Origin of the sequence: Larkinella punicea, from assembly GCF_003334855.1 — a bacterium.
GTDB lineage: Bacteria > Bacteroidota > Bacteroidia > Cytophagales > Spirosomataceae > Larkinella > Larkinella punicea.
The window spans coordinates 170,439-186,984 of sequence record NZ_QOWE01000013.1 but is presented as its reverse complement, the minus strand read 5'-3'; the positions used below and the strand labels follow the sequence as shown (position 1 = coordinate 186,984).

Below are 16,546 nucleotides of genomic sequence, written 5' to 3'. Positions count from 1 at the left end.
AGTTAGGGGTTAAAAACGTACATCCAGACCCACAGAAACACCTTTCATAATCGGTCGTCCGTTGACTAATAATCCGTCTCCGGTTTCGGGGTCCCAGCCCTGCCATTTGGTCCAGGTGGCCAGATTTTTCCCACTCACAAATACCTTGACACCCTGCATGCCCATCTTTTTTGTTAACGGTTGGCCAAGCGAATACGACAGGGTAACATCCTGCAACCGGACAAAGCTACGGTCGCCATAGTAGTTGTATTCGATGGCTGCACCCTGGTCAAGTGCCCGGTAACGTGCCCCCGGATTGGAAGGTGTCCAGTAGTCGAATTCTCTCCAGAAATTATTTCGTCGGATGTTGTCCCCAACCCCCAATGCGGTTGGCATATTCATTTTCCGGTAACCGTCTCTGCCCCCCTGGATGGAATTGATGAAAAATCGGAGGGTAAAGTTGCGGTAGCTGAATTCATTCAGAATACCGAAATTATAGGCCGGTTCGGTTCGACCCTGAATAACCCGGTCATTGGCATCGGTAAAACCATCGCCGTTTTGATCGATAATCCGGTGCGTACCCACAAAGTAACCCTTGGGTGCTTCTTCCCCTAACTGAATAATCCCCCCCGATTCGTAATCATAAATCGCCCCGATGGATTTGCCGATAAACAACCCGTTGGCGACTAAATCATCTTCGACGCCATTCTGGTCATTATCCTGTCCCAACAGCGATACGATCCGGTTCCGGTTGGCCGCCAGGTTAACATTGATCGTCCAGTTGAGATTTTTGCCGGTAATCGCCTTGCCGTTCAGAACAAACTCAACGCCCCGGTTTGCAATGTTGCCGACGTTCGATATAATCTGGTTAAATCCCGTCACGACCGGAATATTCACGTTGAATATCAGGTTGCTGGTTGTGGTTCGGTAATAGTCGACACTGCCGGAAATCCGGTTCTTTAACAGCGAAAAGTCAAGTCCAAAATTGAATCCAGTCGTCGTTTCCCACGACAGGTTGGGATTGGCTAATGTAGTAATCTGCTGACCAAAGGCCGTGGAACCGCCGTCTCCAAACACATAGGCGGGGTAAATATTCGTCCGGGCCAGCGACGAGTATCGATTGACCAGGTTGCCATTTGTCCCGTACGATCCCCTTAGTTTGAGCAGATTGATGGCGCTCACTTTAAGAAAATCTTCCTGACTCAACACCCAGCCAAAACCGATTGACGGGAATAAGGCGGTTTTCTTGTTTTCGGCGAAGCCGGAAAAACCATCCTGACGCAACGTGGCAGTGAGTAAATATTTGTAGTTAAACTCATAGTTGATACGGCCCATCTGATACAGATAGCTCTCCTTCCAGGCCGAGGACGTAATTCGTTGAATCGTGGCCTGACTCAGGTCATTGTAGCTGAGCTGAAGGCTGTTGAAATTGGTACCGGTCGCATTGGATTCTTCAAAGTTTCTGGCCCGGCGACCAGCCACCAGAGTTACATCAATACTATGCACATTCTTGAACGTCTTTTTGTAATTGACGATGTTATCAAACGTCCAGTCGTAGGAGTTCGCGTTAATCTTGTACGCTTCTCCCGTCCCCCCGTTTGAGTAGGGATTGCTGCTATAATGCCGTTCCCAGGCGTAATTATGGCCGTAGTTAATCCGGTAGGTCAAGCCTTTTATGAAGGGGACATTGATGTTGGCGTAGAAATTACCGAAGAGGTTATTCTGTTTATCGAAATCATCGGCTAACGCCACCAGAAATGGATTCGTGACGTTGGTGCCCAGCGGATTTTGAATATACTTACCGTTTGCGTCGGTAGGCGTCACCAGCGGAGACATGATCGAGATGCCACCGAGGCTGGGTGAAATACCGGAATAGTCAGAAAAGGAGCCAAACGTCTGCGCCCCTATTTTTAACCAGCTCAGAATGGTATTTTCCACATTGATCCGGGTAGTAATCCGTTTGAATTTATCATTGATGATAAACCCTTTCTGATCGGTGTATCCACCCGACAGAAAGTAGGACCAGTCCTGGCTCGATCCGGTTACGCTCAGGTTGTGCGCGGTGATAAAGCCGGGGTTGGTGGTGTTGCCCCACCAGTCGTAGTTTGTCCCGTTGGTATAGCCTTCTCTGATCGGCGGATCGCTGATATAATTCTGGATGTTGTAGTTCGGATTGGGCGTCGTATAATCCGGGGCCAGAAACGCGTTCTTCCAGTCTTGATCGGCCAGTTTGGCAATGTAGCCCTCACGGTCGAACAGCGTCAGGGACTTGACAGGATTTTGCGTGGTGTAGCTGCCCGAATAATTAAACACGGGCTTTGAATTCTTTTTTCCACCCTTAGTCGTGATCAGAATGACGCCGTTGGCCGCCTGTGCCCCGTAGATCGCCATACTGCTTGGATCTTTCAGCACGTCAACCGATTCAATATCGGCCGGGTTCAGATCACTTAAATTGCCGGTGAAAATAATCCCATCCACGACCAGTAACACATTCTGGTTACCGTTAATGGTGGTGCGGCCCCGAATGGATATCGTTGGATTTTGGCCGGCGGTGCTGACCTGTCCAATATTCAGACCGGGGACGGTTCCTTGCAGGGACTGAGCGATATTTACGTTGGGCGATTCACGAAAAGCCTCGATGTCGGCCCGGACGACGGAGCCGGTCAAATCGCTTTTCTTCTGGGTGCCATATCCCACCACCACCACTTCGCTCAAGGCTTTGACATCCGGCAGCAGGGCGACATCGATGAGGGTGCGGTTATTGATCGTAATTTCCTGGCTGATGTAGCCGATGTAGGAAAATACCAGCGTTCCCTGACCGTCGGCAATCGACAGCGTATAGTTGCCGTCGATGTCGGTAACGGTTCCCACGGTACTTCCTTTCAGCACCACACTCACCCCCGGAATACCCACGCTTTTTTCATCCGTAACGGTTCCCGAAAGTTTCACTTCGGCTGGCCGGACGTTGGTGGTTTCCGCCGGAGAAGGGTCGGACGGGTCGGGTAGTTTGTCCGACGTTTTAAGACGGCGCAGCACAATTTGACGATTCTTAAAGGGCTGAAAATCAATCTTTCTGGGCGTTAGCAAGCTACCAAGCACGCTTTCCAGCGTTTCGTTGACAAACTGAACCGTGACTTTTTCCTCCAAAATGACCTCTTTTTGGTACGAAAAGATGACATGTGCCTGTTTTTCGATGTTTTGGAGTACGGTTTTGAGATTTCCGTTTTTAACGGTTAGCGTAATACGTTCCTGTAGCAATTCCTGGGCCCGGGCCGGATGAGCATAACACACCCCGGTTACAATACCCATCACAACAAACTGGAGTAACGAGATTTTCATAAGCCGGAAAAACGCTTTTTTGGTAAATGATTCTGACATAACTTGGGTTGTTTTTGTGGAATAAAACAAAACGGTTCCGTCCGATTGCATGTCCAGTGCATAGGCGGAAAATTCGGGAGCAATGGTGAGACATTGCTCCTTTTTATTGATTGGGTAAAAAGTTCGTTTCGCAAAAGCTATTGGCAGCCTTTGGACTCAACCACAAGCTGGGCGTCTACTTCCTTGTACGAAGCTCCGATGGTTTTACAGATCAGGTCGAGCTTATCGTATAAAGACTCATTACCAAGTGCCGTCGTTATCAGGCACTCATTGAGGAGTTCCTCGTTGAAGAGTATACTGATTCCATACGTTTTTTCAAGATCTTTCAATACCACAGTGGCCGGAACCTCGTCATACCGTATGGGGGATGGGTTGGCACTATGCGCCCCAAGCAGAACCGGCACATCGACCAGTTTGCGGCTCAGATTTTCGTCTGTCCGGCTATAAATCGCCTGCTGATTGGGCAGCAGGACCAGGCCGCTCGTTTCAGGATCTTTCAGATGGGTTTTCTGCTGGCTGTAAACGGATACGCGCCCGGTCCGTACCTGAACGACCACCTGTTTACTGTCGCCGAAAGCGCGTATTCTGAAGCTCGTACCTAACACCTTGGTGACCACTTCGTTGGAATAGATGTAAAAGGGTTTGTTGGCATCTTTGGCAATTTCAAAAAACGCTTCGCCGGTGAGTATGACGTTTCTTTTGTCTTTTTCAAAATGCGTAGGATAGCTCAGTTTGCTGTTTTTGTAGAGCGTTACCAGGCTACCGTCTTCCAGGGTAATCCGGACCGGCGTATCGCGTTGATTGACTTTTTCGATCCGCTGGCTTTCGCCCCCTTCCCGGGCAATAAGCTCCTGATAGGTTATGGGTTTAGGCGTAAGCCGCTGCTGGATCAGCCAGCCGATTCCGAGGAGCAAAACCAGGCCGGCGGCCCACCGGAGCAGGTGCCGGGACCATAGCGGAACGGGGATCGGCTGGTTTTCGTCGGCCGGATCGTGCAGCGTATGACGGATTTTTTCCCAGACCCGTTGCGGATTCAGGGAGGGCAGATCCCGGTCTTCTGCCTCATTGATTTCCAGAATGAGTTGCCGGGCTTTTTCCATCAGCAGCTCACTGCCCGGATTCGCTGCCCGAAATTGTTGCCAGACCCGGTCATTACGACCGGATACCACCCATTCAACGAACTGGTCATCATTCAGAAAATCTTGTACCTGGGTATACCGTTTATCCATCCTGACAGAAAGTCGAAAAGAGCCTACAACCATACAGGTACACCTTTTCGGAAATAGTAACCATTTCGATTAAACTATTTTTTGATCGAATGTAAAAATTCTTTTTTCCGACCGCTAAACAGGCCTCATCAATGGCGATCCGGACCGGGATACGTGGACTGGAAGAAGGGAGCCTACAGTCTGAAACCGAGAAAAATCATCAGGGAGATCATGGTACGCAGGGAGATTCGTAATACCGCATAGGCCCGACCCAGCATATTTTTCACGACCTGTTTGGATACATCCATCATAGCAGCGGTTTCGTCCAGACTCAGCCCCTGATAAAAGCGCAGGTGAATAGCTTCACGCTGCCGGTTGCTCAACTGAGAAAGCGCATGCTGGATCGTTCGGGTCGTTGCTTCCCGGGTTTCGTTGCTGATGGATTGCTGTTCCGAAGAAATGGTAGACAGGTAGTCGAGGAAGTTATTAACGTCTTCGGAACCCTCAAAAATATCATTTCGAATGTTTCGGCTGAGTTGATTCCGTAAGGTTCTAAACAGGTAAAATTTTATATTCACTACATCACTCAAGTGTTCTTTTCGTCGCCAAAGATTGAGAAAGACATCCTGAATAGCGTCCTCGACGAGCTCTGCATCCGGAATAATCCGAAGGCCATACTTGCCTAATGCCTCAAAGTGCTGATGATAAATCTGCTCGAGAGCCGATTTATCGCCCGATTTGAGGTCATGCCAAAGTTGATGGTCCTTTTCTGGAGCAGCCACATCAGTAGTTAATGGAGTCAAAAAGTTTTGAAATATAAAGAAATGTTTTTATTCCGTAGAAATATTGGCTTGTTTAAAGGATGTATGGATGAAGCATCTCCGAAATACACGCCCTGGCCCAGCGGATACGTCCTCCACAACTTTTGGATTTGATTCAATAAAAAAAGGTTACACGATAATTCGCATAACCTTTTGATAATCAGTACCGGGAGCGGGAATCGAACCCGCACGAACATTACTGCTCACAGGATTTTCGTACCAACTACAGTTTTCACTGCTCCCGAATCTTTACGGGATTTGTGGTCTGGACTTTCTCTTCATCGTATTCTGAAGAACATCAGAACTTAGATGCCGCCTGTCAAGTCTCTACACCTTTTCCAAAAAACTGGAACTTGGCTCGGGATTACCATTAGTCGTTTCCAACCGGAAGGCTTCCCCGACGTTAAGCGGTTCTACTCCAAACATTTCTGTCTGGGCACTCAAATTGTTTAAGTCCTGCGCGTCTACCTATTCCGCCATCCCGGCGTGGTAGCAACCACATTCTACAAAAAAAGCACCGCTGTGGGTGCTTTTGAGCGAAAGACGGGGTTCGAACCCGCGACCTCGACCTTGGCAAGGTCGCGCTCTACCAGCTGAGCTACTTTCGCGTTCTATGCCAGAACGTTGGCGTTTTGTGGATGCAAATATAAGGGGTCTGCGCTGTTTGGCAAGTACTTTCCTGAAAAAAAATTAGCATTATCGTCAATAACGCCACTTAGATTCTGATTATGAATCGGTTAAAACCAACAAAAAAAGAAAGAAAACATTCAGCCCCGTGCCTGCCAGCAGCGTCATCGTCATCGCCGACCGAAAATCAGCCTGCCGTTCGTCCCGAAAAACCCGGTTTGCCCAGACCAGAAAATACAACACCCCCGGCAACAAACAGACGGGTAACAGCCAGAACACCGTCTCACCCCGGAAATAGGCGTAAAAACCGGCCAGCGACAGCGTAAACCAAATCAGCGTATTCAGAAAGGTACCGCGAACCCCCAGCAGACGGCTCATCGTCAAATCGCCCCGACGGCCGTCTTCCTCGTGCTGATATACCTGCGTGATCGGATAAATCGCCAGCAGATTCAAGGTACAAAGCAATGCCGCCAGCAGAGGCCGGAAGGTTAGCATATCAAAAACCGGTAGTGCATCGATGGCTTGCAGCGACATCAGGTAGGTAAAACCGCCCTGAAACAAGCCGATCACGAGCCAACTGGCAATGGGGTACTTTTTTAAGCGAATAATTGGATGACTATACGCTTTGGAAATCAATCCGTAAATGAGTAAATAGGCCACGAATGGCCACCCGATCCAGACACCAATCACCAACGCCAGCAGATCCAGCACCCAGGCGACGTAAAACAAGGTTTTATCGACCGGCGGTGGTGTTTCCAGAATACCGATACTGCCTTCGTCTTTGTCGAAATAACTGTTGTAGGCATTGCTGGCCGGATAGAGCAGGAGGTGAATAACCGCCCCGATCACGGCCACCCGCCCCCAATCCAGCGTACCCTGACGAAGACTTTCCGACTGACTCAGCGCAAAGAGAAAAACCGGCAACAGAAAAAACGAAAACGGCACCCGCAAATGGAGCCAGACGGTCCGAAAGGTCATACCGGGAGAGGAAGGATAGAGGGTACAGATTTCATCAGGCAAAGTCTAACATTCAAGTGAACCTTTGGTTATAGAAAAGTCCGGATCGCTCCGGCAACCCTGAATTGGACTAAATGGATAGCTATATTACCGCCATCGGCACGGCCGTTCCGCCATACGGCTTCTCGCAGTTGCAAATTGCTTCGTTCATGGCGCAGGCTCTTCGGCTCGATGAACCCAACCGGCGAAAATTGCAGGCCCTCTACCGACTGACCCGCATCGACCGGCGGCATTCGGTGCTGCCCGACTACGGTGCTTCGCCGGGTGAATATACATTTTTTCCGAATACACCTGATCTTGAACCATTTCCGACCGTCGGAACCCGGATGGAATTGTACCGCAAAGAAGCCCTACCGCTGGCGGTGGCCGCTATTGAGGATTTATACCGCGACGAAAAACGAACCGTTCAGCCCACGCACCTGATCACGGTGAGTTGCACGGGCATGTATGCGCCGGGGCTGGATATCGACCTGATCGAAGCCCTCGGGCTGCCCACCACCACCCAACGCACTGCCATCAACTTTATGGGGTGCTACGGCGCTTTCAATGCGCTGAAAACCGCCGACGCCTTCGTCCGCGCCGATCCGTCGGCCTGCGTGCTGGTCGTTTGTCTGGAATTGTGTACGATTCATTTTCAGAAAAAAACCGACGAGGATCATCTGCTGTCCAACGCGCTCTTCGCCGACGGAGCCGCTGCGGTGTTGGTGGAAGGTCGACCCAACCGGGAAAAACCGGCTCCCTCCTTCCGGATGCGGACCTTCTTCTGCGATTTGTTGCCCGATGGAAAAAACGAAATGGGCTGGATCATCAACGACCACGGTTTTGAAATGACGCTGACGTCGGACGTACCGACGGTGATCCGGCAGGGCATTGGCCAGGCGCTTTCCCGCCTACTGGAACGCAGTGGACTGGCCATTGAAGACATCACGCAGTATGCCATGCACCCCGGCGGACGCAAAATTCTGGAAGTGATTGAGCAGCAGTTGGGCATCGAACCGCACGAAAACCGCTTTGCCTACGAGGTGCTGCGAAAATACGGCAACATGTCGTCGGCGACGGTTTTGTTTGTGCTGAAAGAAATCCGGAACCACCTGCTTTCGAAGCCGGGGGCGGGCAACATCCTGAGTTGCGCTTTCGGGCCGGGCCTGACCCTGGAGTCGATGATTCTGGAAATTATACCGGCGGTTCTGCCGGTCAACGATCAGGCAGTAGCCGAATCTATTGCAATACCTTCCAACGCATAAGCCCCCAGCGGTGCAGCCGGTAGCGCATCGACACCGCCAAAACGCCCAACCCGTAGATGCTGCTGCGCCGGAAATTGATCGATGACGCTTCCTTGAAGTATTTTGTCGGGCAGGTCACCTCGGCAATTTCGAAGCCTTTGTGAAAAATCTGGGCGATCATTTCATTGTCAAAAATAAAATCGTCGGAGTTGTGCGTAAAATCCAGACCGCGCAGCACTTCGCCAGAAAACGCCCGGTAGCCGGTGTGGTATTCCGACAGTTTCTGGTTCATCAGCACGTTCTGCGTCAGCGTCAGGAAGCGATTGGCCACGTATTTATACAGCGGCATGCCGCCTTTCAACGCCCCTTTGCCTAAAATCCGGGAGCCAAACACCACCGGGTACAACTCATTGCCAATCAGGCTGACCATCGCCACAATCAGCTTGGGCGTATACTGATAATCAGGATGTAGCATCACAACAATGTCGGCCTTCAGCTCCATCGCCTTGCGGTAGCAGGATTTCTGATTGCCGCCGTAGCCTTTGTTTTTTTCGTGCCGGATCACGTGCCGGATGCCCAGGCGCTTTGCTTCATCGACGGTATTGTCCGGACTGGCGTCATCGACCAGAATGACCTCGTCAACAATATCGAACGGGATTTCCCGGTAGGTACGTTCCAGCGTCAGGGCGGCCCGGTAGGCCGGTAATACAACTACGACTTTCTTATCATGATACATATTTGCAAAAATAAGGAATCAACCGAAATCATAACCTGTTACTTAATAGAGCTATATTGCAATCAGTTTTGCAATTCGACTTGTTTGGTTCTACAACTCTCCGATCTTCCGGCGAATTTTGTGCCAAAGTCCAATTAAACAGTTCTACTTAAACACTCGTTATACGCTAAATTTCATTGTTTTTCGACTCATGAGTTACGAAACTATATTTTTTATCTGCTTTGCGCTCTTCGTTCTGTTGGTGATGGCCTTCGATTTGGGGGCATTTACGAAGCAGAAAAGCCATATTGTCAGTTTTAAAGAAGCCGGCACCTGGAGTGCGGTTTGGGTGGCGTTGTCGATTGGCTTCTACTTTTTCATTAAAAATTTCGGTTACCTCGTTCACGGCATCACCGACATGGCGCGGCTGGAAGAAGTGCGTAGCCTGTATGCCGATCACCTCAAACTGATTCCGGGCAATTTCGAGCAGAGTCTGGCCATTTTCCAGAACAACATGGCGCTGGAATACATCACCGGTTATCTGGTCGAGTATTCCCTGTCGGCCGATAATATTTTCGTCTTCATCATGATTTTCGCGTCGTTCGGCGTGCGTCAGAAGTTCTACAAAAAGATTCTGGTCTGGGGCATTCTGGGGGCCATCGTCCTGCGGTTTATCTTCATTTTCGTCGGCTCGGCGCTGCTGCAGCGGTTCGAATGGATCATCTACATTTTCGGGGCTTTTTTGGTCTACACCGGGATCAAACTCTTCTTCGAAAAGGACGAAGATCAGCAGATGGAACCGAAAAACCACCCGGTCGTGAAGCTGACGGCCAAATACCTGAACGTCTACCGCCGGAACGTCATCGACCACTTTTTTGTCCGCCGGAAAACCGACCGCAAGCTTTTCGTGACGCCCCTGTTCATTGTCGTCATCGTGGTTGCTTTCACCGATCTGGTGTTTGCCGTCGACTCCATTCCGGCCATTTTCTCGATCACCAAAGACCCTTACATCGTTTTTTTCTCCAACGTATTCGCCATCATGGGGCTGCGGTCGATGTTCTTCTTCCTCTCCAGCATCATGAGTCAGTTCCGTTTCCTGAAAACCGGTCTGGCGGCCTTGCTGACGTTCATCGGATTAAAAATGATTTTTCACGGTTGGCTGGAAGATCACGGTTTCGAGACGGTTTACTCGCTCTATGTCATTCTGACTATTCTGGGCGTAAGTATTCTGGCGTCCTGGCTGATTCCGGAAAAAAAGAAGGAACCGGAGGAAGTGCAGGTCTAGGTTTCGAACAAACTTTCAGGAAGATTTCGACCCGATGAGGAGATTCACAACCGGATCAATGACTGATTGGTCCGGTTGCCATTGAATTGGGAATCGGACGGGTTGCCGGACAACTCGCTTTTTGCGCGGGTTTTCAGGTAAGTAACAACCTGGTTCCGCAGCCTCAGGAATAACCAGGATTTAAATTCCGGGTCAGATTGGGGTTCTGATCCATTGTCCCGAAGCTCGTTGAAAACAGCGCAAACCATTTTCTCCGCTTCCGCCTTGTTTTTAATCAGGGACTCGCAAAATTTGAGGGAAACCGGTCGATACTGTAAATAGAGAGCCTCGTCGGTCTTCGGGAACCGCCGGATCATTCCACCAGGCATATGCTTATGAGTCGAAGCCATTGCGTTATCGGTGCGTCCACACGTCAAAAAGACCCGTTTGTAGGATCCTAAAATGAATTTAAGTGTATAGTATCTATGATAACAAATGCCACTTATATAACTATATTGCAATATTATACTAATATTTTATTGTTTTAATATACATTTATAGCCACTTGATGTACGATTTTACCACAATGAAGCCTTGAGGAATTTCTGACGAATCAGGGCGAACCTCAACCCTGATCGTTTAAGCCGGGCAGCCTGGTTGAGGCCCCTGTGTTTTTACGGCTTTTTAGGTAGTTTTGTGAGGGCAGCGGGGAGGAAGGTGCTTCGTTTGATAGCACGACCAGGTGCATTCACTCTTCGGTGGCTTTTTCATTCGATCCCTATTTTCAGCAAGTTTCCCGGACAAAACACGGATTCAAATCCGTGGGTACGTATGCTATCCCCGACGGTTCTTAAAGCTTACCTCAAACGCCTGACCAACCTCAGCAGCCGCAACCGGTCGCTGCTGCTGACCAACCTGCCTGTCGAGCAGTTTCTGGATCTGCACGAGCTTGATTTTCTGGACAACAAACCGTCGTTCGATCTCGTCCGCCAGTTGATCGCCCGTCGTCCGGCCATCCCGCTCTGCGATGTGATGGACAGCCGGCTGGAGAAAGGCAACGAAGTGAGCAAAAAACTCCGGAAAATTGCCCGAACCGACCGGTTTATCGAAGAAGAACGCGGTTCGGAAGATTTGTACGTGGGATATCCCTTCGTGCGTGGCAAGCTGGCCGACGGAACGGTGATTCACGGGCCGCTGGTTTTCTTCCCGGTTCACCTCGAACCCCAGGGAAATAAATGGATGCTCGTTCGCCGGGCGGATGAGTCCATCATGCTCAACCGCAGTTTTCTGATGGCGTATGGTTACTACAACCAGTTCATTCTGCCCGATGCGGTTCTGGAACACACGCTGGATGAGTACGACAAAGACGCTACGGTTTTTCGCACCCAGCTCTACGAATGGCTGAAAGCCAGTCCATTAGAAATCAATTTCAATCAGAATCTTTTTACCGATCAGCTCCAGTGGTTCGATCCGGTCAAGAAAACCGATCTGGATAAACTGGAGCGCAACGGCGAATTAAAGCTGTATCCCGAAGCCGTGCTGGGCATTTTTCCGCAGGCGGGTTCGTATCTGGTACCCGATTATGAGGTGTTGCTGGAAGGCGAAGCATTGCAGTTTCTGCAAACCGACGAGTTGCCGGAGCCAACCAGCGAAGAGTCGATGGCCGGTTTGTTCCCCGATTTCAACACGTCTCAGAAACCGGTTTCCGTTCGGGAAGAAACGCTGCACACGCCCCTGGCCCTCGACGCATCGCAGGAGGAAGCCATCCGGCGCATCAAAGCCGGGGAGTCGATGGTGGTGCAAGGCCCTCCGGGAACCGGCAAGTCGCAGTTGATCGGGAATCTGATGGCCGATTTTGCCGCACAGGGCAAGCGGGTTTTGCTGGTTTGTCAGAAACGGGCGGCTTTGGATGTGGTCTACGAGCGACTGCGTCAGGTTGGCATGCAGCCCTTTTCGGCCCTGATTCACGATTTCAAAAACGACCGCAAGGCACTTTACGACCAGATTGCCGGACAGATCGAGCGGGTGGAAGAATACCGCAAACAGAATTACGGCCTGGATGCGATTTTGCTCGAACGCAATTTCGATCAGGAAAGCCGCCGGATCGATCAGACATTGGCCGAATTACAAGCCTTCAAAGAAGCCCTATTCGACGAAACAGAAGCGGGAATTTCGGTCAAACAGTTGTACCTGAGCAGCGATCCCACCGCCGAAACCATTCCACTTGCCGATGTGTATACCCAATTTCGGCCTGATTCGGTGGCCGGTTTTGTGGAAAAATTGCGGGAATACGGCGCTTACCTAACCCGGCTGGGTTCCGATCATCCGTGGGCCGACCGAATTTCCTTCGCCCCCTTCTCATTTGGCCAACTCCCGGCACTCAAAAAAATGCTGGGCGACCTACCAGTTTTCGTTAAAACCATAACCGAACAGGCGCAAACGCTCGCCCATCACACTTTTTCGCTGGCCGATTGGGAAACCGTGCAGGAAGACGAATGGGAAACCACCGCTTTGCTGACCTTGCTGAATGCCGACCCTTCGACCCCACGCTGGCAGTGGGTTCGGCGGTTGCAGCAACAGCCCGACCATCCGCTGTTCCGGACAGGACCAGAGGAACTGGAACGAATGGAAGCCGAGTTAACGAACTGCCTGGGCGGAACCGGAATCGAAAAAAGTCTCCCGGTTACCGACCTGCCCAACATGGTCCAGCGGTTGCAGGAAGCGATTCAAAGCCATTCGTCGTTTGTCGGACGGACGGTTTGGGGCTGGTTCAGCAAGGACAAAACCGGGTTGCAGCAACTCGCAGCCACCAACGGCTTGCCCCTTTCCGACGAAACGCTGCCGGTTTTGCTCGAAAAAGTACAGCGTCGAATCCGCTTTGAGATTCTTCGTCAGCAAATCGAAAAGAATGTCGATCAAGACGTTACCGCCGAAAATGCCGTTCTGACCGTTCGTCTGGCCCGCCAGGCGCTCGAAGCGGTCCGCCGGTTAAACGCCATTTCGTGGTTGAACGCCCTGCCCGAATCCCGGTTGGAAACCATCGGCGTTTTTTCAAAAACCGTAGCGCAATTGCTGGAAATTGGTCGTCGTGTGGCGGCTCAACGCAGCCAGTGGCAATCGTTTTTGAGCGAATCGCAAATCCAAAGATTGTGGCAAGAACCGACCCAAACCGATGCGTTGATTCGCACCCTGGAACGGGACATCGACCTGTTGATTGAAACCGATCGGCTGACCGAAAACTTTACGGTTTCGGAACGGGACATTGTGCAACGGCTGGGCGATACGGGAACAGTTGGGCTCTTTTTAAATAGTCTGCACCTGGCCTGGATTGAACATCTTGAAGGTATCTACCCCATTCTACGTGGTGTTTCATCTTTAAAAATCAGCCAGTTAGAAACCGCTTTACAGGAAAGTGTCCGAAAAAAGCAGACGCTGAGCCGCCAGATTTTGCTGGTTAAACTTCGTGAAAAGGCGTACCAGAATCTGGCTTTCAACCGCCTGAACAACCTCGTTACGTACCGGGAATTGAGCCATCAGGTGACCAAAAAACGCAACATCTGGCCGGTTCGGAAACTGATGGAGCAGCACTCGGATGAAGTTTTTCAACTGGTTCCGTGCTGGATGGCGTCGCCGGAGTCGGTTTCGGCCATTTTTCCGATGAAACCGGGGCTTTTCGATCTGGTGATTTTCGATGAAGCGTCGCAGTGTTTTGCCGAAAATGGCATTCCGGCGATGTATCGCGCCAAGCAGGTGGTCATCACCGGCGACAGTAAGCAGCTTCAACCGAGCGATTTGTACCGCATCCGGTTTGAAACCGAACCCGGCGAAGAAACGCCCGCTGCGCTGGAAGTGGAATCGTTGCTCGATCTGGCCACGCATTATTTCCCGCAAACGCAGTTGCGCGGCCATTACCGCAGTCGCTCGATTGATCTGATTGATTTCTCAAACCGGTTATTCTACAAAAATTCACTGCATCTCCTCCCCGATTTCCACCAGCTCAACCGCCGGGAGCCTGCCATCCGGTATTTGAACGTCAAAGGAATCTGGGAAAATAACACCAACGAAACCGAAGCCCGCGCCGTGGTTGCCCTGATCGATCAACTGGCGAACGAGTTACCGGGGCGTTCCATCGGCGTGGTGACGTTTAACTTCCAGCAGCAGCAGTTGATTCAGGAGTTGCTGGAGGAACACGCGCTGGCTGGGCTCGCTGTTCCAGGTTTGCAACCCGCTGTTCCAGATTTGCAATCTGCATCAGCAAACGCAGCACCCAAATCTGCATCAGCATCCCCCACTTCCACCGAAACGACCTTCGTCAAGAACATTGAAAACGTGCAGGGTGACGAGCGCGATGTGATTATTTTTTCCATCGGCTACGCGCCCGATGTTCGCGGGAAGTTGTCGGCGCAATTCGGCAGTTTGAACGCCAAAGGGGGCGAAAACCGCCTGAATGTGGCCGTGACGCGGGCAAGGGAACGGATTTACGTAGTCACGAGCATATATCCGCAACAGCTTTCCGTTGACAATACCGCCAACGAAGGGCCGAAAGTGTTGAAGCAGTACCTCGAGTATGCCCTCTCCGTGGCAGACGGTTCTTACGCCCCGCAACCCCGCCGAACCGAACGCGTTCCGGGGGCGCGTTTGCTGAAAGATGAGCTAAAAGACACCAAAACCGGTCTGGTCGAAGAACTGCCCTTTGCCGACCTGACCCGTAAAACCGCCGATTTGTACGAAGGACTCGTGTTGACCGACGACGATTTATACTACGAAAGCACGCTCAAAGACGCTCACGCGTACACGCCGTTTGCGTTACAAATGAAAAACTGGCCGTTCCTGCGGGTGTATAGCCGTGAATTCTGGCGTGGGCGGATTACGATTCCGTCGGATCCCCCAAAGGCGTAGCGGGTTGATCCACCGCCCCAAACGGCCACTGTTTTCGGATGCGAGCCGTAATCAGGAAGACGATAATTCCCAACAGAATAACCGTCAGACCCGACAGCATGAATGTCCAGCCGGTGGAAATGAAGATGAAAGTCCAGATGGCAATGGCCAGTAAAACCGGCAACGGATAGAGTGGCATTTTGAACGGAAACGCACTAGTTTGTTTGCGTTTATGCAAGAGCAACAAGCCAACGGCCTGTCCGATAAATTGCACCACAATCCGCATCGCCAGAATGGCCGTGATGACGTCGGATAGGCGAAACAGCAAACTGAAGCCAAAACCCAGCCCACCCAGAAACAGCAGCGAGACGTACGGAAAATGCCGGGAGGGGTGCAGCTTGGCAAAAATGCGGAAAAACTGCCCGTCGGCGGCTGCCGCGTAGGGAACCCGCGAATACCCCAGCAAAACCGCGAATAAAGACGAAAATGCCACGATTAATACCATGAACGTCGCGATCGTACCCGCCTGCGAGCCGTAGAGCCGTTCGATCACGGCACTGATGATGAACTCGCTGTGCTGGGCTTCCTGCCAGGGAATAACACTGACGACGCTCCAATTCATGGACAGATACAAAACCGCAATGCCGACCACCGAAATCAACATACTCAACGGAATGTTGCGCGACGGATTGCGGATTTCGCCCCCCAGGTGACACACATTATAGTAGCCTAAATAGCAATAAATCGTTTTCACGGAAGCAATTCCCAGACCGGCACCAAACAATCCGGATAGGGATTCGCCCGACGGCAACGCGAACGAAACCGTCTGTTGCCCACCCGTCAGACCACCCCAGATGATCCAGCCGAGTGTTGCGAGCACGCAGACCCACAATAGAATGCTGATTCGGCCAATGGATTCAATTTTGCGGTATAACAGCATCGTAATCAGGATCACCACACCTCCAGAAACCGCTTTGCGTTCCCACCCCTCAAGTGGGAGAAGATAGGAAGCATACTGCGCAAAACCGATGGCTCCCGAAGCCACCACCAACGGGGCCTGGATCATGGTTTGCCAGACATAGAGAAAGGATAGCATCTTGCCCCAGCGTTGTTCACCGTAGGCAATTTTCAGAAAGTTGTAACTCCCCCCGGCCTGCGGATAAGCCGCTCCCAGTTCGGCCCAGACCAGGGCGTCGATCAGCGAAATAACCGCTCCCAGAATCCACGCCCAGAGGAAATGCGGTCCACCGATGATGTGAATAACCAGGGGCAGCACCACAAACGGGCCGATACCGACCATGTCGATCATATTTAAGGCCGTAGCTTGCCACAATCCCAGCCGTCGGGGCAAGGGCGTCGAATCAGTAGAAGTAGACACAATCAGGTTGATTAAGAAATCGGTTGTCTGATAAAATAACCCGAGTCGGGCAAAAACC

The 16,546-nt window shown here is 51.2% G+C and carries 10 protein-coding genes and 1 tRNA gene; 3 read left to right on the top strand and 8 right to left on the bottom strand.

From position 1 onward, the window contains the following. Nucleotides 1-9: 9 nt before the first annotated feature. From DUE52_RS17110 to DUE52_RS17090, 5 genes are all read right to left on the bottom strand, one after another. Nucleotides 10-3,357: a SusC/RagA family TonB-linked outer membrane protein gene (locus DUE52_RS17110; protein WP_229312202.1), complete on the bottom strand. Its 3,348-nt coding sequence runs from the start codon at nucleotides 3,355-3,357 to the stop codon at nucleotides 10-12. 137 nt (nucleotides 3,358-3,494) lie between these two features. Beyond that, on the bottom strand, nucleotides 3,495-4,586 hold the full coding sequence (locus DUE52_RS17105) for a FecR family protein (protein ID WP_165840959.1): 1,092 nt from the start codon (nucleotides 4,584-4,586) through the stop codon (nucleotides 3,495-3,497). A gap of 173 nt (nucleotides 4,587-4,759) precedes the next feature. Continuing rightward, nucleotides 4,760-5,347 carry an RNA polymerase sigma factor gene (locus DUE52_RS17100; RefSeq protein WP_114407236.1) on the bottom strand — a complete coding sequence of 196 codons (588 nt, stop codon included), beginning with the start codon at nucleotides 5,345-5,347 and terminating at the stop codon, nucleotides 4,760-4,762. A 574-nt stretch (nucleotides 5,348-5,921) separates the two neighbouring features. After that, a tRNA-Gly gene (locus DUE52_RS17095) sits at nucleotides 5,922-5,994 on the bottom strand. Nucleotides 5,995-6,112: 118 nt separating this feature from the next. Next, nucleotides 6,113-6,991, bottom strand: a complete 879-nt coding sequence (locus tag DUE52_RS17090; protein ID WP_114407235.1) for a UbiA family prenyltransferase — start codon at nucleotides 6,989-6,991, stop codon at nucleotides 6,113-6,115. A gap of 113 nt (nucleotides 6,992-7,104) precedes the next feature. On the opposite strand from DUE52_RS17090, the gene DUE52_RS17085 reads away from it, so the two are divergent. Next, a complete protein-coding gene (locus DUE52_RS17085) occupies nucleotides 7,105-8,274 on the top strand; it encodes a type III polyketide synthase (RefSeq protein ID WP_114407234.1) in 1,170 nt (389 codons plus the stop codon). Here DUE52_RS17085 and DUE52_RS17080 read toward each other — a convergent pair. After that, nucleotides 8,249-8,989, bottom strand: a complete 741-nt coding sequence (locus tag DUE52_RS17080) for a glycosyltransferase family 2 protein (protein ID WP_114407233.1) — start codon at nucleotides 8,987-8,989, stop codon at nucleotides 8,249-8,251. The two genes, DUE52_RS17085 and DUE52_RS17080, sit on opposite strands and share 26 nt — an antisense overlap. Nucleotides 8,990-9,179: 190 nt before the next feature. On the opposite strand from DUE52_RS17080, the gene DUE52_RS17075 reads away from it, so the two are divergent. Next, nucleotides 9,180-10,253: a TerC/Alx family metal homeostasis membrane protein gene (locus DUE52_RS17075; RefSeq protein ID WP_114407232.1), complete on the top strand. Its 1,074-nt coding sequence runs from the start codon at nucleotides 9,180-9,182 to the stop codon at nucleotides 10,251-10,253. 44 nt (nucleotides 10,254-10,297) lie between these two features. Here DUE52_RS17075 and DUE52_RS17070 read toward each other — a convergent pair whose 3' ends face one another. Then, a complete protein-coding gene (locus DUE52_RS17070) occupies nucleotides 10,298-10,642 on the bottom strand; it encodes a hypothetical protein (RefSeq protein WP_133299862.1) in 345 nt (114 codons plus the stop codon). A gap of 421 nt (nucleotides 10,643-11,063) precedes the next feature. Between DUE52_RS17070 and DUE52_RS17065 the strand changes: the two genes are divergently transcribed. Continuing rightward, nucleotides 11,064-15,131 (top strand): AAA domain-containing protein, encoded by a 4,068-nt coding sequence (locus tag DUE52_RS17065; protein ID WP_114407230.1) that lies wholly within the window; start codon nucleotides 11,064-11,066, stop codon nucleotides 15,129-15,131. Here DUE52_RS17065 and DUE52_RS17060 read toward each other — a convergent pair. After that, nucleotides 15,100-16,419: an APC family permease gene (locus DUE52_RS17060; RefSeq protein ID WP_114407280.1), complete on the bottom strand. Its 1,320-nt coding sequence runs from the start codon at nucleotides 16,417-16,419 to the stop codon at nucleotides 15,100-15,102. The two genes, DUE52_RS17065 and DUE52_RS17060, sit on opposite strands and share 32 nt — an antisense overlap. Nucleotides 16,420-16,546 lie beyond the last annotated feature (127 nt).

Bases quoted from the DNA above. Each gene is read 5' to 3' on its own strand.
- DUE52_RS17075 (WP_114407232.1), top strand. From the start codon at position 9,180: ATGAGTTACGAAACTATATTTTTTATCTGCTTTGCGCTCTTCGTTCTG.
- DUE52_RS17085 (WP_114407234.1), top strand. From the start codon at position 7,105: ATGGATAGCTATATTACCGCCATCGGCACGGCCGTTCCGCCATACGGC.
- DUE52_RS17080 (WP_114407233.1), bottom strand. From the start codon at position 8,989: ATGTATCATGATAAGAAAGTCGTAGTTGTATTACCGGCCTACCGGGCC.
- DUE52_RS17065 (WP_114407230.1), top strand. From the start codon at position 11,064: ATGCTATCCCCGACGGTTCTTAAAGCTTACCTCAAACGCCTGACCAAC.
- DUE52_RS17060 (WP_114407280.1), bottom strand. From the start codon at position 16,419: ATGATCGACATGGTCGGTATCGGCCCGTTTGTGGTGCTGCCCCTGGTT.
- DUE52_RS17090 (WP_114407235.1), bottom strand. From the start codon at position 6,991: ATGACCTTTCGGACCGTCTGGCTCCATTTGCGGGTGCCGTTTTCGTTT.
- DUE52_RS17110 (WP_229312202.1), bottom strand. From the start codon at position 3,357: ATGTCAGAATCATTTACCAAAAAAGCGTTTTTCCGGCTTATGAAAATC.
- DUE52_RS17105 (WP_165840959.1), bottom strand. From the start codon at position 4,586: ATGGATAAACGGTATACCCAGGTACAAGATTTTCTGAATGATGACCAG.
- DUE52_RS17070 (WP_133299862.1), bottom strand. From the start codon at position 10,642: ATGGCTTCGACTCATAAGCATATGCCTGGTGGAATGATCCGGCGGTTC.